Source organism: Cellvibrio mixtus subsp. mixtus J3-8 (assembly GCF_000766945.1).
GTDB classification, from domain to species: Bacteria; Pseudomonadota; Gammaproteobacteria; order Pseudomonadales; family Cellvibrionaceae; genus Cellvibrio; species Cellvibrio mixtus_A.
In genome coordinates, this window is sequence record NZ_KN266214.1 from 124300 (window position 1) to 140781 (window position 16482).

20 protein-coding genes are annotated in these 16482 nt (G+C 48.5%); 12 read left to right on the forward strand and 8 right to left on the reverse strand.

Annotated features, from left to right (window positions below):
• Nucleotides 1–2: 2 nt before the first annotated feature.
• Nucleotides 3–992 (forward strand): glycosyltransferase family 2 protein, encoded by a 990-nt coding sequence (locus A596_RS19850; RefSeq protein WP_039918100.1) that lies wholly within the window; start codon nt 3–5, stop codon nt 990–992.
• Between the two features lie 28 nt (nt 993–1020).
• Here the strand turns inward: A596_RS19850 and A596_RS19855 are convergent, their stop codons facing one another.
• Entirely contained in the window at nt 1021–1776 is a 756-nt protein-coding gene (locus tag A596_RS19855; protein WP_039918103.1) for an SDR family NAD(P)-dependent oxidoreductase, read from the reverse strand.
• Between the two features lie 158 nt (nt 1777–1934).
• Here A596_RS19855 and A596_RS19860 point away from each other — a divergent pair, with 158 nt between their 5' ends.
• Both A596_RS19860 and A596_RS19865 read left to right on the forward strand, forming a co-directional pair.
• The gene (locus A596_RS19860) at nt 1935–2834 is read left to right on the forward strand and encodes a LysR family transcriptional regulator (RefSeq protein ID WP_039918106.1); all 900 of its coding nucleotides are present in this window, start codon (nt 1935–1937) and stop codon (nt 2832–2834) included.
• A gap of 72 nt (nt 2835–2906) precedes the next feature.
• Nucleotides 2907–3629, forward strand: coding sequence for a hypothetical protein (locus A596_RS19865; protein ID WP_235425791.1), 723 nt, complete (start codon nt 2907–2909; stop codon nt 3627–3629).
• 44 nt (nt 3630–3673) lie between these two features.
• Here the strand turns inward: A596_RS19865 and A596_RS19870 are convergent, their stop codons facing one another.
• The 4 genes from A596_RS19870 to A596_RS19885 form a co-directional block, all read right to left on the reverse strand.
• The gene (locus A596_RS19870) at nt 3674–5185 is read right to left on the reverse strand and encodes a tryptophan halogenase family protein (protein ID WP_039918110.1); all 1512 of its coding nucleotides are present in this window, start codon (nt 5183–5185) and stop codon (nt 3674–3676) included.
• Nucleotides 5186–5358: 173 nt separating this feature from the next.
• Nucleotides 5359–7164: a DNA helicase RecQ gene (recQ, locus tag A596_RS19875; RefSeq protein WP_039918112.1), complete on the reverse strand. Its 1806-nt coding sequence runs from the start codon at nt 7162–7164 to the stop codon at nt 5359–5361.
• Nucleotides 7165–7365: 201 nt separating this feature from the next.
• A complete protein-coding gene (locus tag A596_RS19880; protein WP_039918114.1) occupies nt 7366–8379 on the reverse strand; it encodes an alpha/beta hydrolase in 1014 nt (337 codons plus the stop codon).
• A 131-nt stretch (nt 8380–8510) separates the two neighbouring features.
• A complete protein-coding gene (locus A596_RS19885) occupies nt 8511–8933 on the reverse strand; it encodes a hypothetical protein (protein WP_039918115.1) in 423 nt (140 codons plus the stop codon).
• Between the two features lie 59 nt (nt 8934–8992).
• Here A596_RS19885 and A596_RS19890 point away from each other — a divergent pair, with 59 nt between their 5' ends.
• The 9 genes from A596_RS19890 (at nt 8993) to A596_RS19930 (ending at nt 15153) form a co-directional block, all read left to right on the forward strand.
• A complete protein-coding gene (locus A596_RS19890) occupies nt 8993–9496 on the forward strand; it encodes an ArsR/SmtB family transcription factor (RefSeq protein WP_235425792.1) in 504 nt (167 codons plus the stop codon).
• 70 nt (nt 9497–9566) lie between these two features.
• Nucleotides 9567–10103 carry an SRPBCC family protein gene (locus A596_RS19895; RefSeq protein ID WP_039918117.1) on the forward strand — a complete coding sequence of 179 codons (537 nt, stop codon included), beginning with the start codon at nt 9567–9569 and terminating at the stop codon, nt 10101–10103.
• Nucleotides 10104–10364: 261 nt separating this feature from the next.
• Nucleotides 10365–10709: a hypothetical protein gene (locus tag A596_RS19900; protein WP_039918118.1), complete on the forward strand. Its 345-nt coding sequence runs from the start codon at nt 10365–10367 to the stop codon at nt 10707–10709.
• 48 nt (nt 10710–10757) lie between these two features.
• Complete coding sequence (locus tag A596_RS19905; protein WP_039918120.1) at nt 10758–11273, forward strand: PEP-CTERM sorting domain-containing protein; 516 nt, start codon at nt 10758–10760, stop codon at nt 11271–11273.
• A 63-nt stretch (nt 11274–11336) separates the two neighbouring features.
• The gene (locus A596_RS19910; RefSeq protein ID WP_039918122.1) at nt 11337–11828 is read left to right on the forward strand and encodes an Rrf2 family transcriptional regulator; all 492 of its coding nucleotides are present in this window, start codon (nt 11337–11339) and stop codon (nt 11826–11828) included.
• A gap of 53 nt (nt 11829–11881) precedes the next feature.
• The gene (locus A596_RS19915; protein ID WP_039918124.1) at nt 11882–12778 is read left to right on the forward strand and encodes an NAD(P)/FAD-dependent oxidoreductase; all 897 of its coding nucleotides are present in this window, start codon (nt 11882–11884) and stop codon (nt 12776–12778) included.
• 152 nt (nt 12779–12930) lie between these two features.
• Entirely contained in the window at nt 12931–13269 is a 339-nt protein-coding gene (locus tag A596_RS19920) for a helix-turn-helix transcriptional regulator (RefSeq protein WP_039918126.1), read from the forward strand.
• Entirely contained in the window at nt 13259–14542 is a 1284-nt protein-coding gene (locus A596_RS19925; RefSeq protein WP_039918129.1) for a type II toxin-antitoxin system HipA family toxin, read from the forward strand. Before A596_RS19920 ends, A596_RS19925 begins: the two co-directional genes overlap by 11 nt.
• Before the next feature lie 74 nt (nt 14543–14616).
• Nucleotides 14617–15153, forward strand: coding sequence for a DUF924 family protein (locus A596_RS19930; protein ID WP_039918131.1), 537 nt, complete (start codon nt 14617–14619; stop codon nt 15151–15153).
• 69 nt (nt 15154–15222) lie between these two features.
• Here the strand turns inward: A596_RS19930 and A596_RS19935 are convergent, their stop codons facing one another.
• Genes A596_RS19935 through A596_RS19945 form a run of 3 tightly spaced genes read right to left on the reverse strand, consistent with a single transcriptional unit; the run spans nt 15223 to nt 16344 of the window.
• Complete coding sequence (locus tag A596_RS19935) at nt 15223–15513, reverse strand: hypothetical protein (protein ID WP_039918132.1); 291 nt, start codon at nt 15511–15513, stop codon at nt 15223–15225.
• A 14-nt stretch (nt 15514–15527) separates the two neighbouring features.
• A complete protein-coding gene (locus tag A596_RS19940; RefSeq protein ID WP_039918134.1) occupies nt 15528–15767 on the reverse strand; it encodes a helix-turn-helix domain-containing protein in 240 nt (79 codons plus the stop codon).
• A 31-nt stretch (nt 15768–15798) separates the two neighbouring features.
• Nucleotides 15799–16344, reverse strand: a complete 546-nt coding sequence (locus A596_RS19945; RefSeq protein WP_039918136.1) for a DUF2975 domain-containing protein — start codon at nt 16342–16344, stop codon at nt 15799–15801.
• Between the last annotated feature and the right edge of the window lie 138 nt (nt 16345–16482).

A 16482-nucleotide genomic window follows, 5' to 3' on the forward strand; every position in this document is an offset into this window, starting at 1 on the left:
ATATGCGTACCTATAGGCCCTGGCTGAGTATTCTAATCCCGGTTTACAATGTCTCTGCCTATTTAGTGGAATGCCTTGAATCCATAGTGTTACAAACAATTCCCGGAATAGAAATCATCACGCTGGATGATTGCTCCACGGATAATTCACTCACCATACTGCAAGATTTCGCAAAAAACTCCCTGGTTCCTATCCGCATTTTGCAACATGCCCATAATCGCGGCTTGAGCGCAGCGCGCAATACCTTGCTTGATGCCGCGCAAGGGGATTATGTGTGGTTCATCGATTCCGATGACAAATTAAATGACGATGCCATCCAATCCCTACACGCCTTGGTTCGCCAGCACCATCCCGATCTGGTGCTCTGTGATTACCGCGTATTGCGCAGCCAACACCGGTTAAAACACTATTCCCGCGATGAGCGCCATATCACCACTTTTCCAGGGACCAGCGGAGTGTTGATGACCGACCCGATTAAATTATTTGAAGGCATCTATCAAAAACGAAAATTACATATCTGGTCGAAAATTTCGCGCCGTGAACTCTGGGGAGATGATTTACGTTTTCCCGAAGGGCGCATAATGGAAGATGTTGTAGTAACACCGCGCTTATGTTTGCGTGTAAAAAATTATATTTATGCACAACAGCCTTGGGTTATTTATCGCCAGCGCGAAGGCAGCATCCTCTCCAGGCCTAACCAGAAAAAAATTGATGATATGTCGATTGCATCTACTGGTGTATTAGCGTTGTGGTTAGAGAAATACCCGCATCTTTCCGCGGATGCACGCTTCTCGTTTGCACACTTTTGTGTACGCACGCATATTTTTGTCAGTAAGGAATTACGCACAATATCCAATAACAAAAGGCCGGATATGAGCACTTATCGCCAGCATTTTCTCAGCCATATCCAATGGGATAAACCGCGCATGTGTTGGGAATATATCAAACGCGGTTGGGTACTGAAGTTGCGGCGCTTTTTGCTCGAGTATTGATTGCGACCTCCTTGTCGCAAGTATTTCACTACAGCATCATGCCACCGGAAATTTCAATGCGCTGGGCATTAATCCAGCGATTACTCTCCGACAATAGCGCGGCAATGGCAGGGCCAATATCATCAGGCACGCCCACACGCCCCAACGCCGTATAGGAAGCAATTTGCTGATTGAGTTGCTCATTATCGCGCACGGCGCCACCGCCAAAATCAGTTTCAATCGCACCGGGCGCTACCACATTCACCGCAATACCGCGCGCACCCAATTCTTTAGCCATGTAACGGCTTAACACTTCAATGCCACCTTTCATCGTTGCGTAAGCGGCATAACCCGGATAACAAAAGCGCGCGAGGCCAGTAGAAATATTCACAATACGACCACCATTTTTTATCAACGGCAATAACGTTTGTGTAAAGAAAAATGTTCCCTTAAGGTGGATATTCATTAACAAATCAAATTGTTCTTCGGTGGTTTCTGCAAAACTCGCATGGACGCCGATGCCGGCATTGTTAATGAGAAAATCAAAATCCGCGCGCCGCCATTGGCTCTCCAATATGGCTGCCAATTCTCCGGCAAACGTCGCAAAACCTTTACTGTGGCCGACATCCAACTGCAAAGCCACGGCTTTTGTACCCAATGCCTGCACTTCAGCAACTACGGCCTCAGCCTCCGCCCGTTTGCTGTTGTAGGTGAGGACAACATCCACACCTTGCTTCGCCAATGCCAACACAGTGTTTTTACCCAAACCGCGGCTACCACCGGTCACTAATGCAATTTTGCTCATAACTACCTCACTGATTGGTTAAAAGGGCTATCGAAAAAAGAACTGCTGGAAAAACTACCAAACTTGTTAATGGAGCCAGTCTATTACTCGCTTATTTTTCGATAAATCCACAAACAATGATTAGACTGTTCACATAATCCGAACAATAGGCGGTGATGATGAACCGATTGGATGCCATGCAGATCTTTGTGCGAGTAGCCGAACTCGCCAGCTTTACAAAAGCCGCTGATAGCCTTGGGCTGCCCAAAGCCAGCATTTCCACTAGCGTGCAGCAGTTGGAAAGCCTGCTGGGCACACGCCTGTTGCATCGCACAACACGGCGCGTACAACTCACACTGGATGGCCAGATTTTTTACGAGCGCAGCAAGGATTTGCTGGCTGACGTTGAGGAGCTGGAAGGCTTGTTCCAACAGGGTGCCAGTAATCTCACGGGCCGTTTGCGCATCGATATGCCCAGCGGTATGGCCAAAAATCGCATCCTGCCGCGCCTGCCGGAATTGTTGGCGAGGCACCCCCAATTACAATTGGAAATCAGCAGCACCGATCGCCGCGTCGATGTGATTCGGGAAGGATTTGATTGTGTGATTCGCGTCGGCAAGCTCAGTGATTCATCGCTAATAGCGCGGCCACTGGGCAAACTGGAATTGTTAAATTGCGTGAGCCCGGCTTACATCGCCCTTCATGGTAAACCGCACACTCTGGAAGAGTTATCACATCACCATCTGGTGCATTACGTCACTACATTGGGTGCAAAGTCGGCAGGATTTGAGTATCTCCGCGATAATGAACCTATATTGATTCCCATGAATGGCAACATCACGGTTAATAATTCCGATGCTTACAGCGCTGCCTGCCTCGCCGGTTTTGGGATCGCGCAAATTCCGCGCATCGGCGCACAGGAATATATTGCGCAAGGAAACTTAATTGAAATCCTGCCAGAGTTTCGCGCTGAACCTATGCCGGTTTCATTGCTTTATCCCAACCGCCGCAATTTATCGCGGCGCGTGCAAGTGTTTATGGATTGGGTGAGCGAACAACTTAACGATTACACCGATTGATATCCGGGTTTATATATGGCAATTACGTCCTGTCCCAAATGCAAATATCACCGGCAAATGCAGGATGAACAGGTGCATCCTGATATTTGCCCGCGCTGTGGAATTGCCTACAGCAAATTTCTTGCGCGCCGGGAAGCACAACATCCAGCGGAAGGAAACTTTACTGCAGAACCGGATATTGAAATCGAAGTATCGCCGTCACTTCGCCAGCAATTGCTTGCTGCATTGTTTGCGGTGCCTGAAAAAACCAGTAAAGAAAGTTTTTATGCGCACGCATTATTGCTCTGCGCTTTCTCAGTGTGGGGGTTTTATTTCATTAGCAGCGGCGTCAATTGGGAAATCATCGGCAGCTCTTTCATGCACAATATCAATCTGCCTTTTCATGAATTCGGCCATATTTTATTTATGCCATTCGGCGAATTTATGATGATCCTCGGCGGCAGTTTATTTCAGGTTTTATTACCGTTTGTATTAACGCTAGTTTTTGTTTTCAAACAAAAGGACACCTTCGCCGGTAGTATTACCCTTTGGTGGTGCGGCCAAAGTTTTATCGATGTTTCACCGTATATTGCTGATGCCGAATATCGCGCATTACCATTAGTAGGCGGTAGTGGTGAAGAGTCCCATGATTGGGGAAATTTATTAACGATGATGAATGCACTGGAGTATACCCGCGCAATCGCCAACGCGAGTTTTGTTGTAGGAACATTGATTATTATGGTGGCGATTTTATGGGGCGGATGGATTCTCAAATTGCAGAAAAAAAATTTGGTTTCAATGTACGATCAAACATAATTGGCGAGGAATTCCTCGCCGTTGTGCGCGGATTTACGTATTGATTAGCCCACGGGTCTACCCCAGACATCTACCCGCGCCGGACAATATTGCTCAAGGAACTCCTGATGGCCAGGCATGGTTGCCACGGCGTTTTTAACGCCGGTTTTGAAGTTGTTGAGGAATGCTTGCAGGCGCTCATCATCCATAGCATCAGCGGCACCATGGTAATGGCGTGGCATCACGCGCTGCCCCAGTAACACATGCACCCAGGAATCCAACCGGAACAACCCGCCGGTGTTGGAAATTACATGGCCCACGTCCTTGAATAGCTGGATGCGATGTCGCAGGGATTCCGGTAGCTCCATATTTTTGCAGTAGCGCCAGAAGGGCGTGTCTTGCCGCTCCGTGGTGTTGTAGTGCAGTACGATAAAATCGCGGATTTCCTCAATTTCCTCCCGGGTTTCCTTGTTGAACTGGTCAACCAGGGATTGCTCTATGCCGTTAAACGGAAAGAGTTGCAGCAGGCGCGCAGCGGTCGTCATGATGACGTGGATGCTGGTGGCCTCAAGCGGCTCCACAAAACCGGCAGCCAGGCCAATGGCCACGCAGTTCTTGTTCCAGGCTTTGCGGCGGCGCCCGGTGCGAACCTTAACCGTCCAGGGATCGCGTGTTTTCTTACCGGGTACCGCAGCCAGCAACTGGCTGGTGGCTTCATCCACCGACATATAACGGCTGCAAAAAACATAGCCGTTACCAGAGCGATGCTGCAAAGGAATGTTCCAACGCCAGCCGGCATCATGGGCGATGGCGCTGGTGTAGGGCTGTACCGGGCCGACGTTTTCCGATTGCACCGCCACCGCCGTATCGCACGCTAACCAATGGGACCAGTCTTCAAAACCGGTATGCAGGGTTTGCTCAATGAGCAGCCCACGAAAGCCTGTGCAGTCAATAAACAGATCGCCTTCAATCACTTCACCGGAGGCCAGGCCCAGGGATTGGATATAACCCGAATCAGGGTGCTGGTTAATGTGTTCTATCTTGCCCTCAACGCGCTTGACGCCGTAGCTCTCGGCTATCTTGCGCAGAAATTTTGCATAGAGGGCTGCATCTATGTGGTAGGCAAAGTTGAGTTTGGAATCGGGGCGGGTGAAAAATTTGTTCTGATGTGCGGCCAACCACTCTACACAGTATTCACCCAACTCATCTTTAAGGCCTATTTGCTGACTGCGCAGCCAGAAATGATGAAATTCACAGGTCCAGGACGGCTGGCCGGTAACGCCGAAAGGATGGATGTACTTGTCACCTTTAAGGCCCCAATTTTCAAACCAGATGCCCAGCTTGAAGGTAGCCGCCGTTTCGCGCATGAATTCCTGCTCATCAATACCCATGATTTTATTAAAGGCGCGCATGGGTGGCACGGTGGATTCACCTACGCCTACGGTGCCTATCTCTTCCGACTCAACCAGGGTGATATCGAGCACCTTGCCCAACTGACGGGACATCAGCGCCGCCGTTACCCAACCCGAAGTACCGCCACCGGCAATGACCACCCGTTTGATCTTATTTTTATTCATCGCTGCTCCTTTTTTATTGTTTGCGTGGGGCCACGCACGCCTTTGTTATGCCAGCCACCTATTGGCAGGCTGGAAAACTAAAGGCGCGAATTCTAGGAGCAAAGAAAAAAGCGCTTCAACAAACCTATGATCAATTTAAACTATGGATCTTAAGGATCACCGCAATAACCGGATTACGCACTGTATTCCGCTTCGCGCAGTACCGCCAGAAACTCTTCACCAAAACGTTTTAATTTGCTTTCACCAACACCAGTGATAGTACGTAATTGTTCGGGTGTGAGCGGGCGGAATTCCAGCATTTCGCGCAGCGTTGCATCATGGAATATGACGTAAGGCGGAACACCTTGCTCTTCTGCCAGCCGTTTACGGCAAGCGCGCAAGGCATTCCAGAGTGATTGGTCTTCCGCTTCGATCGCTTGCGACAAATTCGCGCGACGCGGCGAACTAACCGCTAATTTAATATCGCGGCGCAGATTTATTTTTTCATCGCCGCGCAAATAAGGCCGACAAGCTTCATTCAACAACAAGCCACCAAAACCATCGCTATTCACATCCAGTAATCCACGCGCAACCAACTGGCGGAAAATAGATTTCCATTCATCAACGGCTAAATGTTTTCCAATTCCATACGTGGTTAATTTGTGGTGATCGAAAGAAAGGATTTTGTCGTTGTTGCTGCCGCGCAATACATCAATCACATGCCCGGCACCAAAACGCTGGCCGGTGCGATACACACAGGACAACGCCATTTGCACGGCCTCAGTGGCATCCCAGGTTTGCGGCGGCGTTAAACAGCAATCGCAATTACCACAGGCTTGCGTGGGATTATCGCCAAAATAACGCAACAAACTGATGCGGCGACACGAGGTAATTTCACACAATCCCAACATCGCATTTAATCGCTGCTGTTCATTGCGTTTGAATTCTTCGCTACCTTCACTCTGCGCCATCATCTGCCGCAGTTTTACGACATCTTCCAACCCATAAAGCAATAACGTAGTTGCCGCTTCGCCATCGCGGCCGGCGCGACCGGTTTCCTGATAATAGGCTTCAATACTTTTCGGCAAATCCAGATGCGCAACAAAACGTACATCAGGTTTATCGATCCCCATTCCAAACGCGATGGTGGCCACCATAATAATATTGTCTTCGCGCAGGAAACGCTCCTGATGCTGCTGGCGGATGTTCGCAGCCAAACCGGCGTGATAAGGCAATGCATTAAAACCTTCGCTGCGCAGCCAATCGGCAATTTGTTCTACTTTATTGCGCGACAAGCAATAAACGATTCCGGAATTACCCGCTTGCTCTTCGCGCAAAAAACGCATCAATTGAATTTTAGGATTATTTTTTTGTGCAATGCGGTATTGGATATTGGGGCGATCAAAACCGCTGATAAATTGCTGCGCATTCTGCAATTGCAAACGCACGACAATTTCATCGCGCGTGCGCAAATCGGCGGTTGCGGTTAATGCAATACGCGGCACTTGCGGAAATTCGCGATGCAGTAAATCCAGTTTTAAATAATCTGCGCGAAAATCGTGACCCCATTGCGATACACAATGGGCCTCATCAATAGCAAACAAGGAAATTTTTAATGAATGCAATAGTTCGATGGTGCGCGGCTGGATCAAACGTTCAGGTGCGATGTAAAGTAAATCCAGTTCACCGCGCTGTAACGCCGATTCTGTTTGCCACCACTCTTGCGATGACAATGTAGAATTTAAAAATCCGGCCCTCACCCCCAATTCCCGTAACGCACTGACCTGGTCTTGCATCAATGCAATCAACGGCGAAATGACAATGGCAACACCCTCGCGCACCAATGCGGGAATTTGATAACACAATGATTTTCCACCACCGGTTGGCATTAATACCAAAACGTCATCACCCGCGACCAATGCATCGATCACCGCTGCCTGCGGGCCGCGGAATTCGTGATAGCCGAAAACGGAATTCAAAATTGCCAAAGGGGAATTCATGGTCTCAATCATCCTTGTAGACACCGCGTAAATATCGTCTCGGGAAGCTCCCGAGACTAATTAATCCTGCTACCAACTGAATCTGCATCGCCAACCTTTATCGAGCGGATGAATATATTCATCGAAGCGGCAATTTTTCAGCAAAATGATGAATATATCCATCATTTTATTGGCTTTAAGGGGCTAATGTGCAGCAGGTAGTCAAGGCCTCAGGGTTTTGTTTAGGAAAGCGATGATGTCTTCAACGGGCCAGCGGGCGTCATTCTTAAAACAACTGCCCGACCAATTACAACCATTGTCCAGATATGCATGGTCTTTGCCGGGATAAACCTTATATTCCACCGGCTGCTTACCCGCTTTCAGCAAGTCCACATAACGCTGCGCCGAGGCTGGCGGAGTGGTTTTATCCTTGCTGCCAACATGCACAAATTGCGGTGGCAATTTATATTCACTGGCCTTGGGGACGAAATAAATTGGCGATACGGCTTTGTAGTAATCCGGGTTATCTTTAACATTGATCTTGTCACCAAACAATCCGCGCGGCAGGGATTTGGCGAACAACCAGAAACCATTGGAAACAGTTTCAAATCCATCCAGTGCCGCGCCATGGATATCAAACGCACCGTAGCTGATAACCGCTGCCTGGACTTTCAAACCATCGGCCTTCGCAATTTGCTCAGCGGTTTTTCCCGCCGGTAAATAACTGGGATTAAAACCGAGGCTCGGGCCTGCAAAACCATCGCTCTCCAATTGGCGACCACGGGTGAGAATCATCGCCGCGAGATGGCCACCGGCACTATCCCCCGTAACCGCCACATGCCCGGGATCACCCTGGTATTGCGCAATATTTTCCTTTACCCATAACAAACCGCCAAAAACATCTTCGACAATTTGATTCATTTTTACTGAATTATCCTGATCCACCAGCAAGCGATAATTCATATTAGCCACTACAAATTCGCCATCGTGCGCGATAGTCGTCGCCAGGTCATTCATGATTGAATTGTTATTCACCAGCCAGCCACCACCGTGGTAAATCACTAATACCGGATAGGATTTCTTGCCGGTTTTGGGAACATAAATATCCAGGGTAAGTGGAAAATTATCCGGTGCTGCAAACTGGATTGATTTGTGGACGGTGACTTCACCCGCACTCACAAACAGGGGAAAGAACCCCAGGAAAAATATAATAAACCCGCGGATGGAACGACTCATGCTTGCCTCTCTGCAGTGCAATTATTGTTAATGTGCGATTAAGAGCTTAAGCAAGCATAGACGTGAATAAGCGCCACGAAAAGTGACAAGGGTCAGCAATAAATATGCATGTTGTTGCGAAGGATTTATTGCTATTGCCAGCGGCGATTGTGCTGTTGACGTTGATCCACTTGCTGGTTGCGTCGATCCAGCGCGCGATTCTGCTCATCAAAAGCACGATTCATCCGGTCGCGTTCGCGATTAACCCTGTCGCGCTCCCGATTCAACGCATCGCGTTTTTGATTGGCGATGCGTGAAATTTCCTGATGATCATTGCGGCGTTGGTGCTGGCGATTTTGCCATTGATCAATTTCACGATTTTCCTCGTCCAGATCGCGCATCATTTCATCAAACTCACGATGCATTTCCTGGCGCTCACGATTCAGTTCTTCGCGTTCGTACTGGATTTCCGCACGCTCATCGTTGTGCCAGTGGCGCTCGCGCGCATCAACAGTACCCGCGTGCATAAATACCAGCACCCATAAACTACCCATCAACGACAACGATTTTTTCATGATTATTCTCCGATGTTTTTTGGCAGGCTAGGGCGATGGGGCTGAACGAAAACTGAAAAATGCCAGCGCGTGCACTGCAATTTCCAGAGTGTGAAATACTCGACAATCGCCGTTTGCGCTATCGGCCGATTTCCAGTGGCGATGGCATAAAACACGCCGAACGATTATATTTAACCAAATGGTTGACAATTATTTTATTCAGGAGAATACTTAACCACATGGTAAACAATCAAAACGAACAGCTCGATGCCGTCTTCCATGCCCTGGCGGACCCAACTCGAAGGGCAATGATCGCGCGCCTGGCGCAAGCGCCGTGCGGGATTACCGAGCTGGCTGCACCGTTTGAAATGACGCTCGCCGCAATATCCAAACACATCAAAGTGCTGGAAGGTGCGGGGCTGGTGGTACGCAACATCCAGGGCCGCAACCACACTTGCCAGTTGGATACACGCCCCATGCTGGGCGGCATTGAATGGCTGCGCCATTACGAACAATTCTGGAATCAACGGCTGGATGCACTGGCTGCAGCGCTGCTGGAAGATGACAAGGCAAACAGCAATTAACACGGGCGACTTACCCATTCACTAAGTCAGCCCATCACCACAATTGGCCCCGCGCCAAAGGAGTTTGACGATGAATGACTACGGTGTATTAACCGCGCCCGATACCCTGCGCATCGAGCGCTTGCTGCCCGGCCCGATTGAGCGCGTCTGGCAATACCTGACCGATTCCGATAAACGCGCAACCTGGCTCGCCGCCGGCAATGTCGAGCAGCGGGTAGGCGGTAAAGTCGACCATACCTTCCGCAATTCGGAACTCAGCCCGGAACAGGATATCCCACCGCCCAAATATTCCAATTGCGCGGGTGATGTGCCCATGCTTGGCGAAGTAACCGCGTGCGAGCCGCTGCGTTTACTCAGTTATATCTGGAATAAAGGGTCCGAGGTAGAATCGGAAGTGAGTTTTGAATTGGTCGCACAGCAGGGCCAGGTAAAACTCACCGTCACCCATCGCCGGCTTACTAACGCGGAGGAACGCCTCAGTGTCGCTGGTGGCTGGCATACCCATCTCAATATTTTGCGCGACCGCCTGGAAGGAAAAACACCCGAAGGATTCTGGAAAGTCCACACTCGCCTTGAGCGGGAATATGCGGAGCGCTTGGCGAGTTAACTATTTCTATTAATAAAAAATTAAAAATCCTGATTTGAGGTAAATCGAATCGGGATTTTTTTATTGTTGTGAATTTGTAATTTGGAAAATCGCATTAAATTATATCGTCGATTTTCTTTTCATCTGGCACCTTAAGCACGCGGATCTATAGGACACATTTTTTTAATCGCATTTAACTCGTTGAAAACTCATTTCCTTTTTTGTACTGGTGTAAATCCTGCTTATTTCTCTTCCCCCACTCCGAAGCAAAGGGAATATGGCATGAAATTCTTTCGCTATTTCGCCAGCGTTTTTAGTATTTTCATATCCAGCTACACCAGCGCCCATGTTGTTACTGATATACGCGAGTTCGCTCATGTCAACGAAGCACACTCCCATGGATACGCCACTGACATCGACTGGGTAAAAAATATTGGTGACTTTCATGGAGACGACATTTTACCCATTGCAATTACTATCTACGATTTGACCGGAATTTGGCTCGGCCCAGTAACGCTTGCGCTCGAAACCACATCCAGCCCCAAGGCAGCCACAGAATCCGCACCTTTTTCACTGATTACTATCGGATGTTTAGCATTGGCATTTGCGCGCTACCGAAACAGTTAATGCGTAAAAAATATTTAATAAATTATTGAACACTAAAGGTGTCGCCCCATGAAATGTTTCCAGGTTGTTGCCAGCGTTTTTTTATTCGTTATTTCTACTTGCGCAAATGCAGTCATCATCAATGACGTGAGAGCAATTAATGCCATTTACGGTAGCGGTGAAAATATCCTGTTGGAATTTAATCTTGCTGATTATGGTTTTGTGGAGGGCAGAGATAGCATTATCGGCTCACCCACACTCACTATTGAAATGCGCGATACCGAATATCGCCCCGACAAAGATTATTGGGAACAGCCATTCCTGATGATCTTTATTGATTTTGCCCGTTATCACACTCGCGTCGGAATCGAGGATTGGGTTGAACATGGATTTTTTAATGAAGACGGCATCATGCGAGTTTCAATTAATGTTGTGGAGCCGCCCGCTGTTTGGTTCGGCAATATCACTGTTACTGGCGAATTCCTGCCTGGCCCTTCCTCCATTCCGGAACCCGCGCCCTTTGTTCTTTTGGGTATCGGCTTAATAAGCATTGGGATCAGACGCAATATGTTACGTAACAAATAAAGTTGCATAATCGATTTTATTGAAATACCATTTCACGAAACATTAATTGTTACGAGAAATGGCATGAAACGAGATTCCCGATTATCAGGCGTACTCCACGTCCTCCTGCACATGGCCGAAGCCGGTACTCCGATGACCTCGGATGCGCTGGCCAAAATGATGAAAACCAATCCAGTGGTAATTCGCCGTGTGCTCGCAGGCCTGCGCGAGCATGAGCTGGTCTGTTCCGAAAAAGGCCACGGCGGCGGCTGGACATTGTGTCGTGAACTGCAGACCATCACCCTCCACGATATTTACCTCGCCCTCAATGAACCGACGTTACTGGCTATGGGCAACCGCACCGAAGCGCCGGGTTGTCTGGTTGAGGAAGCGGTAAACAGCGCGCTAAACCAGGCATTCCAGGATGCCGAAGCCCTGTTACTCGCTCGCTTCCGTACCGTAACACTGGCGCAGTTGAGCAGCGATTTCCATCAGCGCATGCAAGCGCGTGGTTTTAGCGGCATCCATGAGCATTCGATTTTTTCCGACAACGATACAAATTCTTCTGAAGAATAATTGCTTCGGGTTATTCATTTTTTAACAACTGATTTCAAATAAAAGGTGAGTTTATGCAAACAACCTACGACGTCATCGTCATCGGCGGCAGCTACGCCGGAATGGCTGCTGCCTTGCAAATTGCACGCGGCCGCCGACAAGTATTGGTGATTGATGCGGGTGTGCGCCGCAATCGCTTCGCCGAATTTTCCCACGGTCTGTTGGGGCAAGATGGCAAATCACCCACCGCCATCGCCGAAGAAGCCAAAGCGCAATTACTGGCATATCCCAATCTCACCTGGCTGCAAGGATGGGCAGATTCAGCAGAAAAAACCGGCGATTTATTTACCGTAACCAGCGGCACTCAAGCGCTAACCACCAAACGTCTGATACTCGCCAGCGGTGTCACCGATCACCTGCCGGCCATTACCGGTTTGCAAGAGCGCTGGGGTAAAACTGTTTTCCATTGCCCTTACTGCCACGGCTACGAATTAAACCAGGGCCCGCTCGGCGTACTCGCTACCAGCGAAGCGTCCCTGCATCAGGCGTTATTAATTCCCGATTGGGGCCCAACCACTTTATTCACCAACAATTGTTTCACACCGGATGACACGCAATTACAACAACTTGCCGCGCGCAATGTAAAAATCGAAACGGAAATCGTGCGCGAAATAGCGGGCGAGCAATGCGCAATCGTAAAACTCGATAATGGCCGTCTGGTTGAATTGGCGGGATTATTTGTTGCATCACTCACCCAACCGTCCAATCGCATCGCACAGGATTTAGGTTGTGAAATTGCTGAAAGCCCGGTGGGTTTTTATGTAAAAACCGATGAATTCAAACAAACATCCATTCCGGGCGTATTCGCCTGCGGCGACCTTGGCAGGCCGATGGGTAGCGTAACCTTTGCGATTGGCGATGGTGCGCAGGCTGGGTTTGCAACGCATCGATCATTAATAGTTGGAATCTAATAACCGGAGCCCATGACTCATTAACACGTCATATGGATGCTCATGGCATGTTAATGAGTCATTTTTGTTGATTATTTGACCATGCAAATGCTATTATTGGCTCATAAACAACCCATATGACGCCATTTGGCTCATTAATGAATCAATAAACTATGGCCAAGCCTCAAACTCGTACTTACTCCCGTTACACACAGAACGCGCTGGCGTTGCTGGCAAACCAGATTCGCGAAGGACGCATCGCGGCAAATTTCACCGCCGAAGCCCTGGCTCAACGCGCCGGTATTTCCCGATCCCTGCTCCAGCGCATTGAAAAAGGTGATCCGGGCTGTGCTATCGGGGCAGTATTTGAAGTGGCAGCGATCCTGGGTATTCCATTATTTGAGGCGGATTCCAAAATCCTTTCTACACGCCTGGCTTACAGCAATGAAAAACAAGCCTTGCTACCCAGAGCGGTCCGGCCCTCCGGGAAGGCGGTGAAGGATGATTTCTAACGGCCCCTATACCGAAGCCTACGTCTGGATCTGGCTACCACAAAAAACCGAACCGGTAGTGGCTGGCTTACTCAGCAAATCCGGTAACCAGCTCGTGTTCAATTACGGTCGCAGTTATTTACAACGGCCCGATGCCATCCCGGTCTACGCGCCGGAATTACCTCTGCAACAAGGCGCCTTGCCGCTACTGCCGGGTTTACCCATGCCCGGTTGCATCCGTGATGCATCGCCCGATGCCTGGGGCCGGCGCGTACTCATTAACCGCAAGCTGGGCGTAACGGGCGATATCGCCACGAACACTGAATTGGATGAACTAACCTATTTGCTCGAATCCGGTTCTGATCGGATCGGCGCGCTGGATTTCCAACTATCGCCCACACACTATGCACCGCGCCAACGCCGCAACGCCTCATTGGACGAACTGGCACAAGCAGCAGAAAACGTCGAAAAAGGTGTGCCGCTAAATCCGGAGCTGGATCAGGCACTGCAACATGGCACCTCGTTAGGTGGTGCACGCCCGAAAGTATTAATCGATGACGGTGAACGCAAATTCATCGCCAAATTCTCCGCCACCAACGATTTATACAATGTCGTAAAAGCAGAATTTATTGCGATGCGCCTGGCCGCTGAAGTCGGCTTGCAGGTGGCACCGGTAAAAATCGCCCGCGCATTAGGAAAAGATGTTTTGCTGGTTGAGCGGTTTGACCGTACCAAAACCGCAAGCGGCTGGCACCGCAAAGCCATCGTGTCCGCACTCACTATTTTTGAACTGGATGAGATGATGGCCGCCTACGCGAGCTACGAAATCCTCGCAGAAATTATTCGCCACCGGTTTACCGATCCCGTAAAAACATTGCAAGAATTATTCAGCCGGATTGTGTTCAATATCCTGTGCGGCAACACGGATGACCACGCGCGCAACCATGCCGCCTTTTGGAATGGAGAAACCTTAACACTCACACCCGCTTACGATATTTGCCCGCAAGCGCGCAGCGGCAATGAAGCCTCGCAAGCCATGCTTATCCACGCTAACAATCGCATGAGCCAACTCAGCACCTGCCTCAACGCCGCACCGAATTTTTTGCTCAATTCCGAAAAAGCCCATGCCATCATCGCGCATCAAATTCGCGTTATCCAACAACGCTTTGAAGCAGTATGCGATGAAGTAGAACTTCCAGAGGTCGATAGGCGCTTGATGTGGCGCCGGCAATTCCTCAATCCCTTTGCGTTTTACGGGCTACCGGAAGAATTGAATTTTGACTTGCCGCAATAGTCATAACCAGCATCACAAAACCGTTATATTTCCATGCTTATCATGGTCGCCATCTTTACCCGGGGAAAATAACTATGTACGAAGATATTCTCGACTTCTGGTTTAACGATTTATCGCCACAACAATGGTGGGTAAAAGATGAAAAACTGGACCAGGAAATTGCGCGCCGATTTTCCGCCCTCCATGCGCAAGCTGCACGCTGTGAATTATTCGACTGGCGCATGGCCGCCAAAGGCCGCCTCGCAGAAATAATTATCCTCGACCAATTCTCACGCAATATTTACCGCGACACCGCGCAAGCCTTCGCCACCGATCCGCTTGCACTAGCCCTCGCACAGGAAGCCTTGGCAGTGGAGGCGGACAAAGCATTATCGCCAGTCGAACGCAGCTTTTTATATTTACCCTTTATGCACAGCGAATCTGCCGAAATCCATAAAGTCGCGGTGATTTTATACACTGACCTCGGCTTACCCGATAACCTGGACTTTGAACTCCAGCACCAAAAAATCATTGACCGCTTCGGCCGTTACCCGCATCGCAACAAAATTCTCGGCCGGACATCGACACCGGAAGAAATTGAATTTTTGCAGCAGCCCGGTTCGAGCTTTTAAAAACTCCGTTAGATTGCCGTAAACCTGGCCATACTTTCACAATCAGGTTCTGTGGCCGACATATGATTGTTATTCTCCACCGTCATGCCCCTTGATGACATGATTGGCATTGTGAGTTGTGCTAATCATGTCATTCAAAAAAGCTGACCACTTATAAAATGTCAGAAAAAAATTGTCAGGCTGCAATTTTAAATTTCCATTTTCAATTCCAGCCATGGTTAATTCATAAAAAGCGATTGGGAAAGAAAATAAACCATTTTTTCCATATTGATTTTTTTCAGTGGCAAGCGCAAAAAAATTCACCGCCACCAATCCCGTACTTAATAATATTAATAATTGAAACTTTATTTTTAATGACATAGCCCGGAAAGCCCTCATTCTGCTGTTTCAATATTATTTGTAAACGTAGGCTCTTTGGAAAACGCTAAAATATCTCCCGGCTGGCATTCCAGCACTGCGCAAATTTTTTCCAGCGTATCAAAACGTATTGCTTTGGCCTTACCGGTTTTTAGTACGGATAAATTTTGTGGAGTGATATCCACCAATTCCGCCAATGTATTCAACCGCATTTTGCGTTGGGCGAGAACCACATCCAGGTTAACAATAATGGGCATAAAAATTCCTCACGTTATCAGGTGGTGAATCCTAGATAGTCAACTCGGATTCTTCATTAAGGTCGCACCCGATTTCCAGCGCCCACAGCAACACATACATCAAACCAAAAAACATCATTCCAAAAATAAAATCGCCATTTATTGAAACTGATGTCGGTGAGCTTTGCATCACGGTATAAATCCAACCACCCAGCGAAGCACACAAATACAATCCATACATTATCAATCCACTGAATAACGCTTTACGTGCATGGTCTATGGCCTGTTTATTAAAAATATCGCCCTCGGAAAAATAACGAATCAAATCACGACAGTGATTGGCCAGTTTCAACGCAAGAAAAAATAATGCCGATATAAAAGCCACAATTAAAACACGTTGCACAATCGTCAGCTCAACATCATCAATCCGCATATTTCCCAGAGTGATATTCGCTTTGCTATCAAATGAAAAAATAATCGCCGCCGCCATTAAAGGCCAGGTCACCCATAGGAAGTAACGTATCCAGGTGAGGCACACATAGATAGAACGGCTGAACTGCTTGATTCGGGCAATACGCTCATGTTGCTGAACGTTCATGGATGACTCCTCGGGTATTCATAGGTGGAGCCTATATAATAACCGCAAAAAGCCATTTTTCAATATTTATTTATCGATAATCGATAAATAAATATTGTTTTGTAATTGTAATCCGAACCCAAAACCCCGTTTTTGGAA

Coding starts and splice junctions, on each gene's coding strand:
- A596_RS19850 (WP_039918100.1), top strand. CDS start 3: ATGCGTACCTATAGGCCCTGGCTGAGTATTCTAATCCCGGTTTACAAT.
- A596_RS19855 (WP_039918103.1), bottom strand. CDS start 1,776: ATGAGCAAAATTGCATTAGTGACCGGTGGTAGCCGCGGTTTGGGTAAA.
- A596_RS19860 (WP_039918106.1), top strand. CDS start 1,935: ATGAACCGATTGGATGCCATGCAGATCTTTGTGCGAGTAGCCGAACTC.
- A596_RS19870 (WP_039918110.1), bottom strand. CDS start 5,185: ATGAATAAAAATAAGATCAAACGGGTGGTCATTGCCGGTGGCGGTACT.
- recQ (WP_039918112.1), bottom strand. CDS start 7,164: ATGAATTCCCCTTTGGCAATTTTGAATTCCGTTTTCGGCTATCACGAA.
- A596_RS19880 (WP_039918114.1), bottom strand. CDS start 8,379: ATGAGTCGTTCCATCCGCGGGTTTATTATATTTTTCCTGGGGTTCTTT.
- A596_RS19885 (WP_039918115.1), bottom strand. CDS start 8,933: ATGAAAAAATCGTTGTCGTTGATGGGTAGTTTATGGGTGCTGGTATTT.
- A596_RS19890 (WP_235425792.1), top strand. CDS start 8,993: ATGCCAGCGCGTGCACTGCAATTTCCAGAGTGTGAAATACTCGACAAT.
- A596_RS19895 (WP_039918117.1), top strand. CDS start 9,567: ATGAATGACTACGGTGTATTAACCGCGCCCGATACCCTGCGCATCGAG.
- A596_RS19900 (WP_039918118.1), top strand. CDS start 10,365: ATGAAATTCTTTCGCTATTTCGCCAGCGTTTTTAGTATTTTCATATCC.
- A596_RS19905 (WP_039918120.1), top strand. CDS start 10,758: ATGAAATGTTTCCAGGTTGTTGCCAGCGTTTTTTTATTCGTTATTTCT.
- A596_RS19910 (WP_039918122.1), top strand. CDS start 11,337: ATGAAACGAGATTCCCGATTATCAGGCGTACTCCACGTCCTCCTGCAC.
- A596_RS19915 (WP_039918124.1), top strand. CDS start 11,882: ATGCAAACAACCTACGACGTCATCGTCATCGGCGGCAGCTACGCCGGA.
- A596_RS19920 (WP_039918126.1), top strand. CDS start 12,931: ATGGCCAAGCCTCAAACTCGTACTTACTCCCGTTACACACAGAACGCG.
- A596_RS19925 (WP_039918129.1), top strand. CDS start 13,259: ATGATTTCTAACGGCCCCTATACCGAAGCCTACGTCTGGATCTGGCTA.
- A596_RS19930 (WP_039918131.1), top strand. CDS start 14,617: ATGTACGAAGATATTCTCGACTTCTGGTTTAACGATTTATCGCCACAA.
- A596_RS19935 (WP_039918132.1), bottom strand. CDS start 15,513: ATGTCATTAAAAATAAAGTTTCAATTATTAATATTATTAAGTACGGGA.
- A596_RS19940 (WP_039918134.1), bottom strand. CDS start 15,767: ATGCCCATTATTGTTAACCTGGATGTGGTTCTCGCCCAACGCAAAATG.
- A596_RS19945 (WP_039918136.1), bottom strand. CDS start 16,344: ATGAACGTTCAGCAACATGAGCGTATTGCCCGAATCAAGCAGTTCAGC.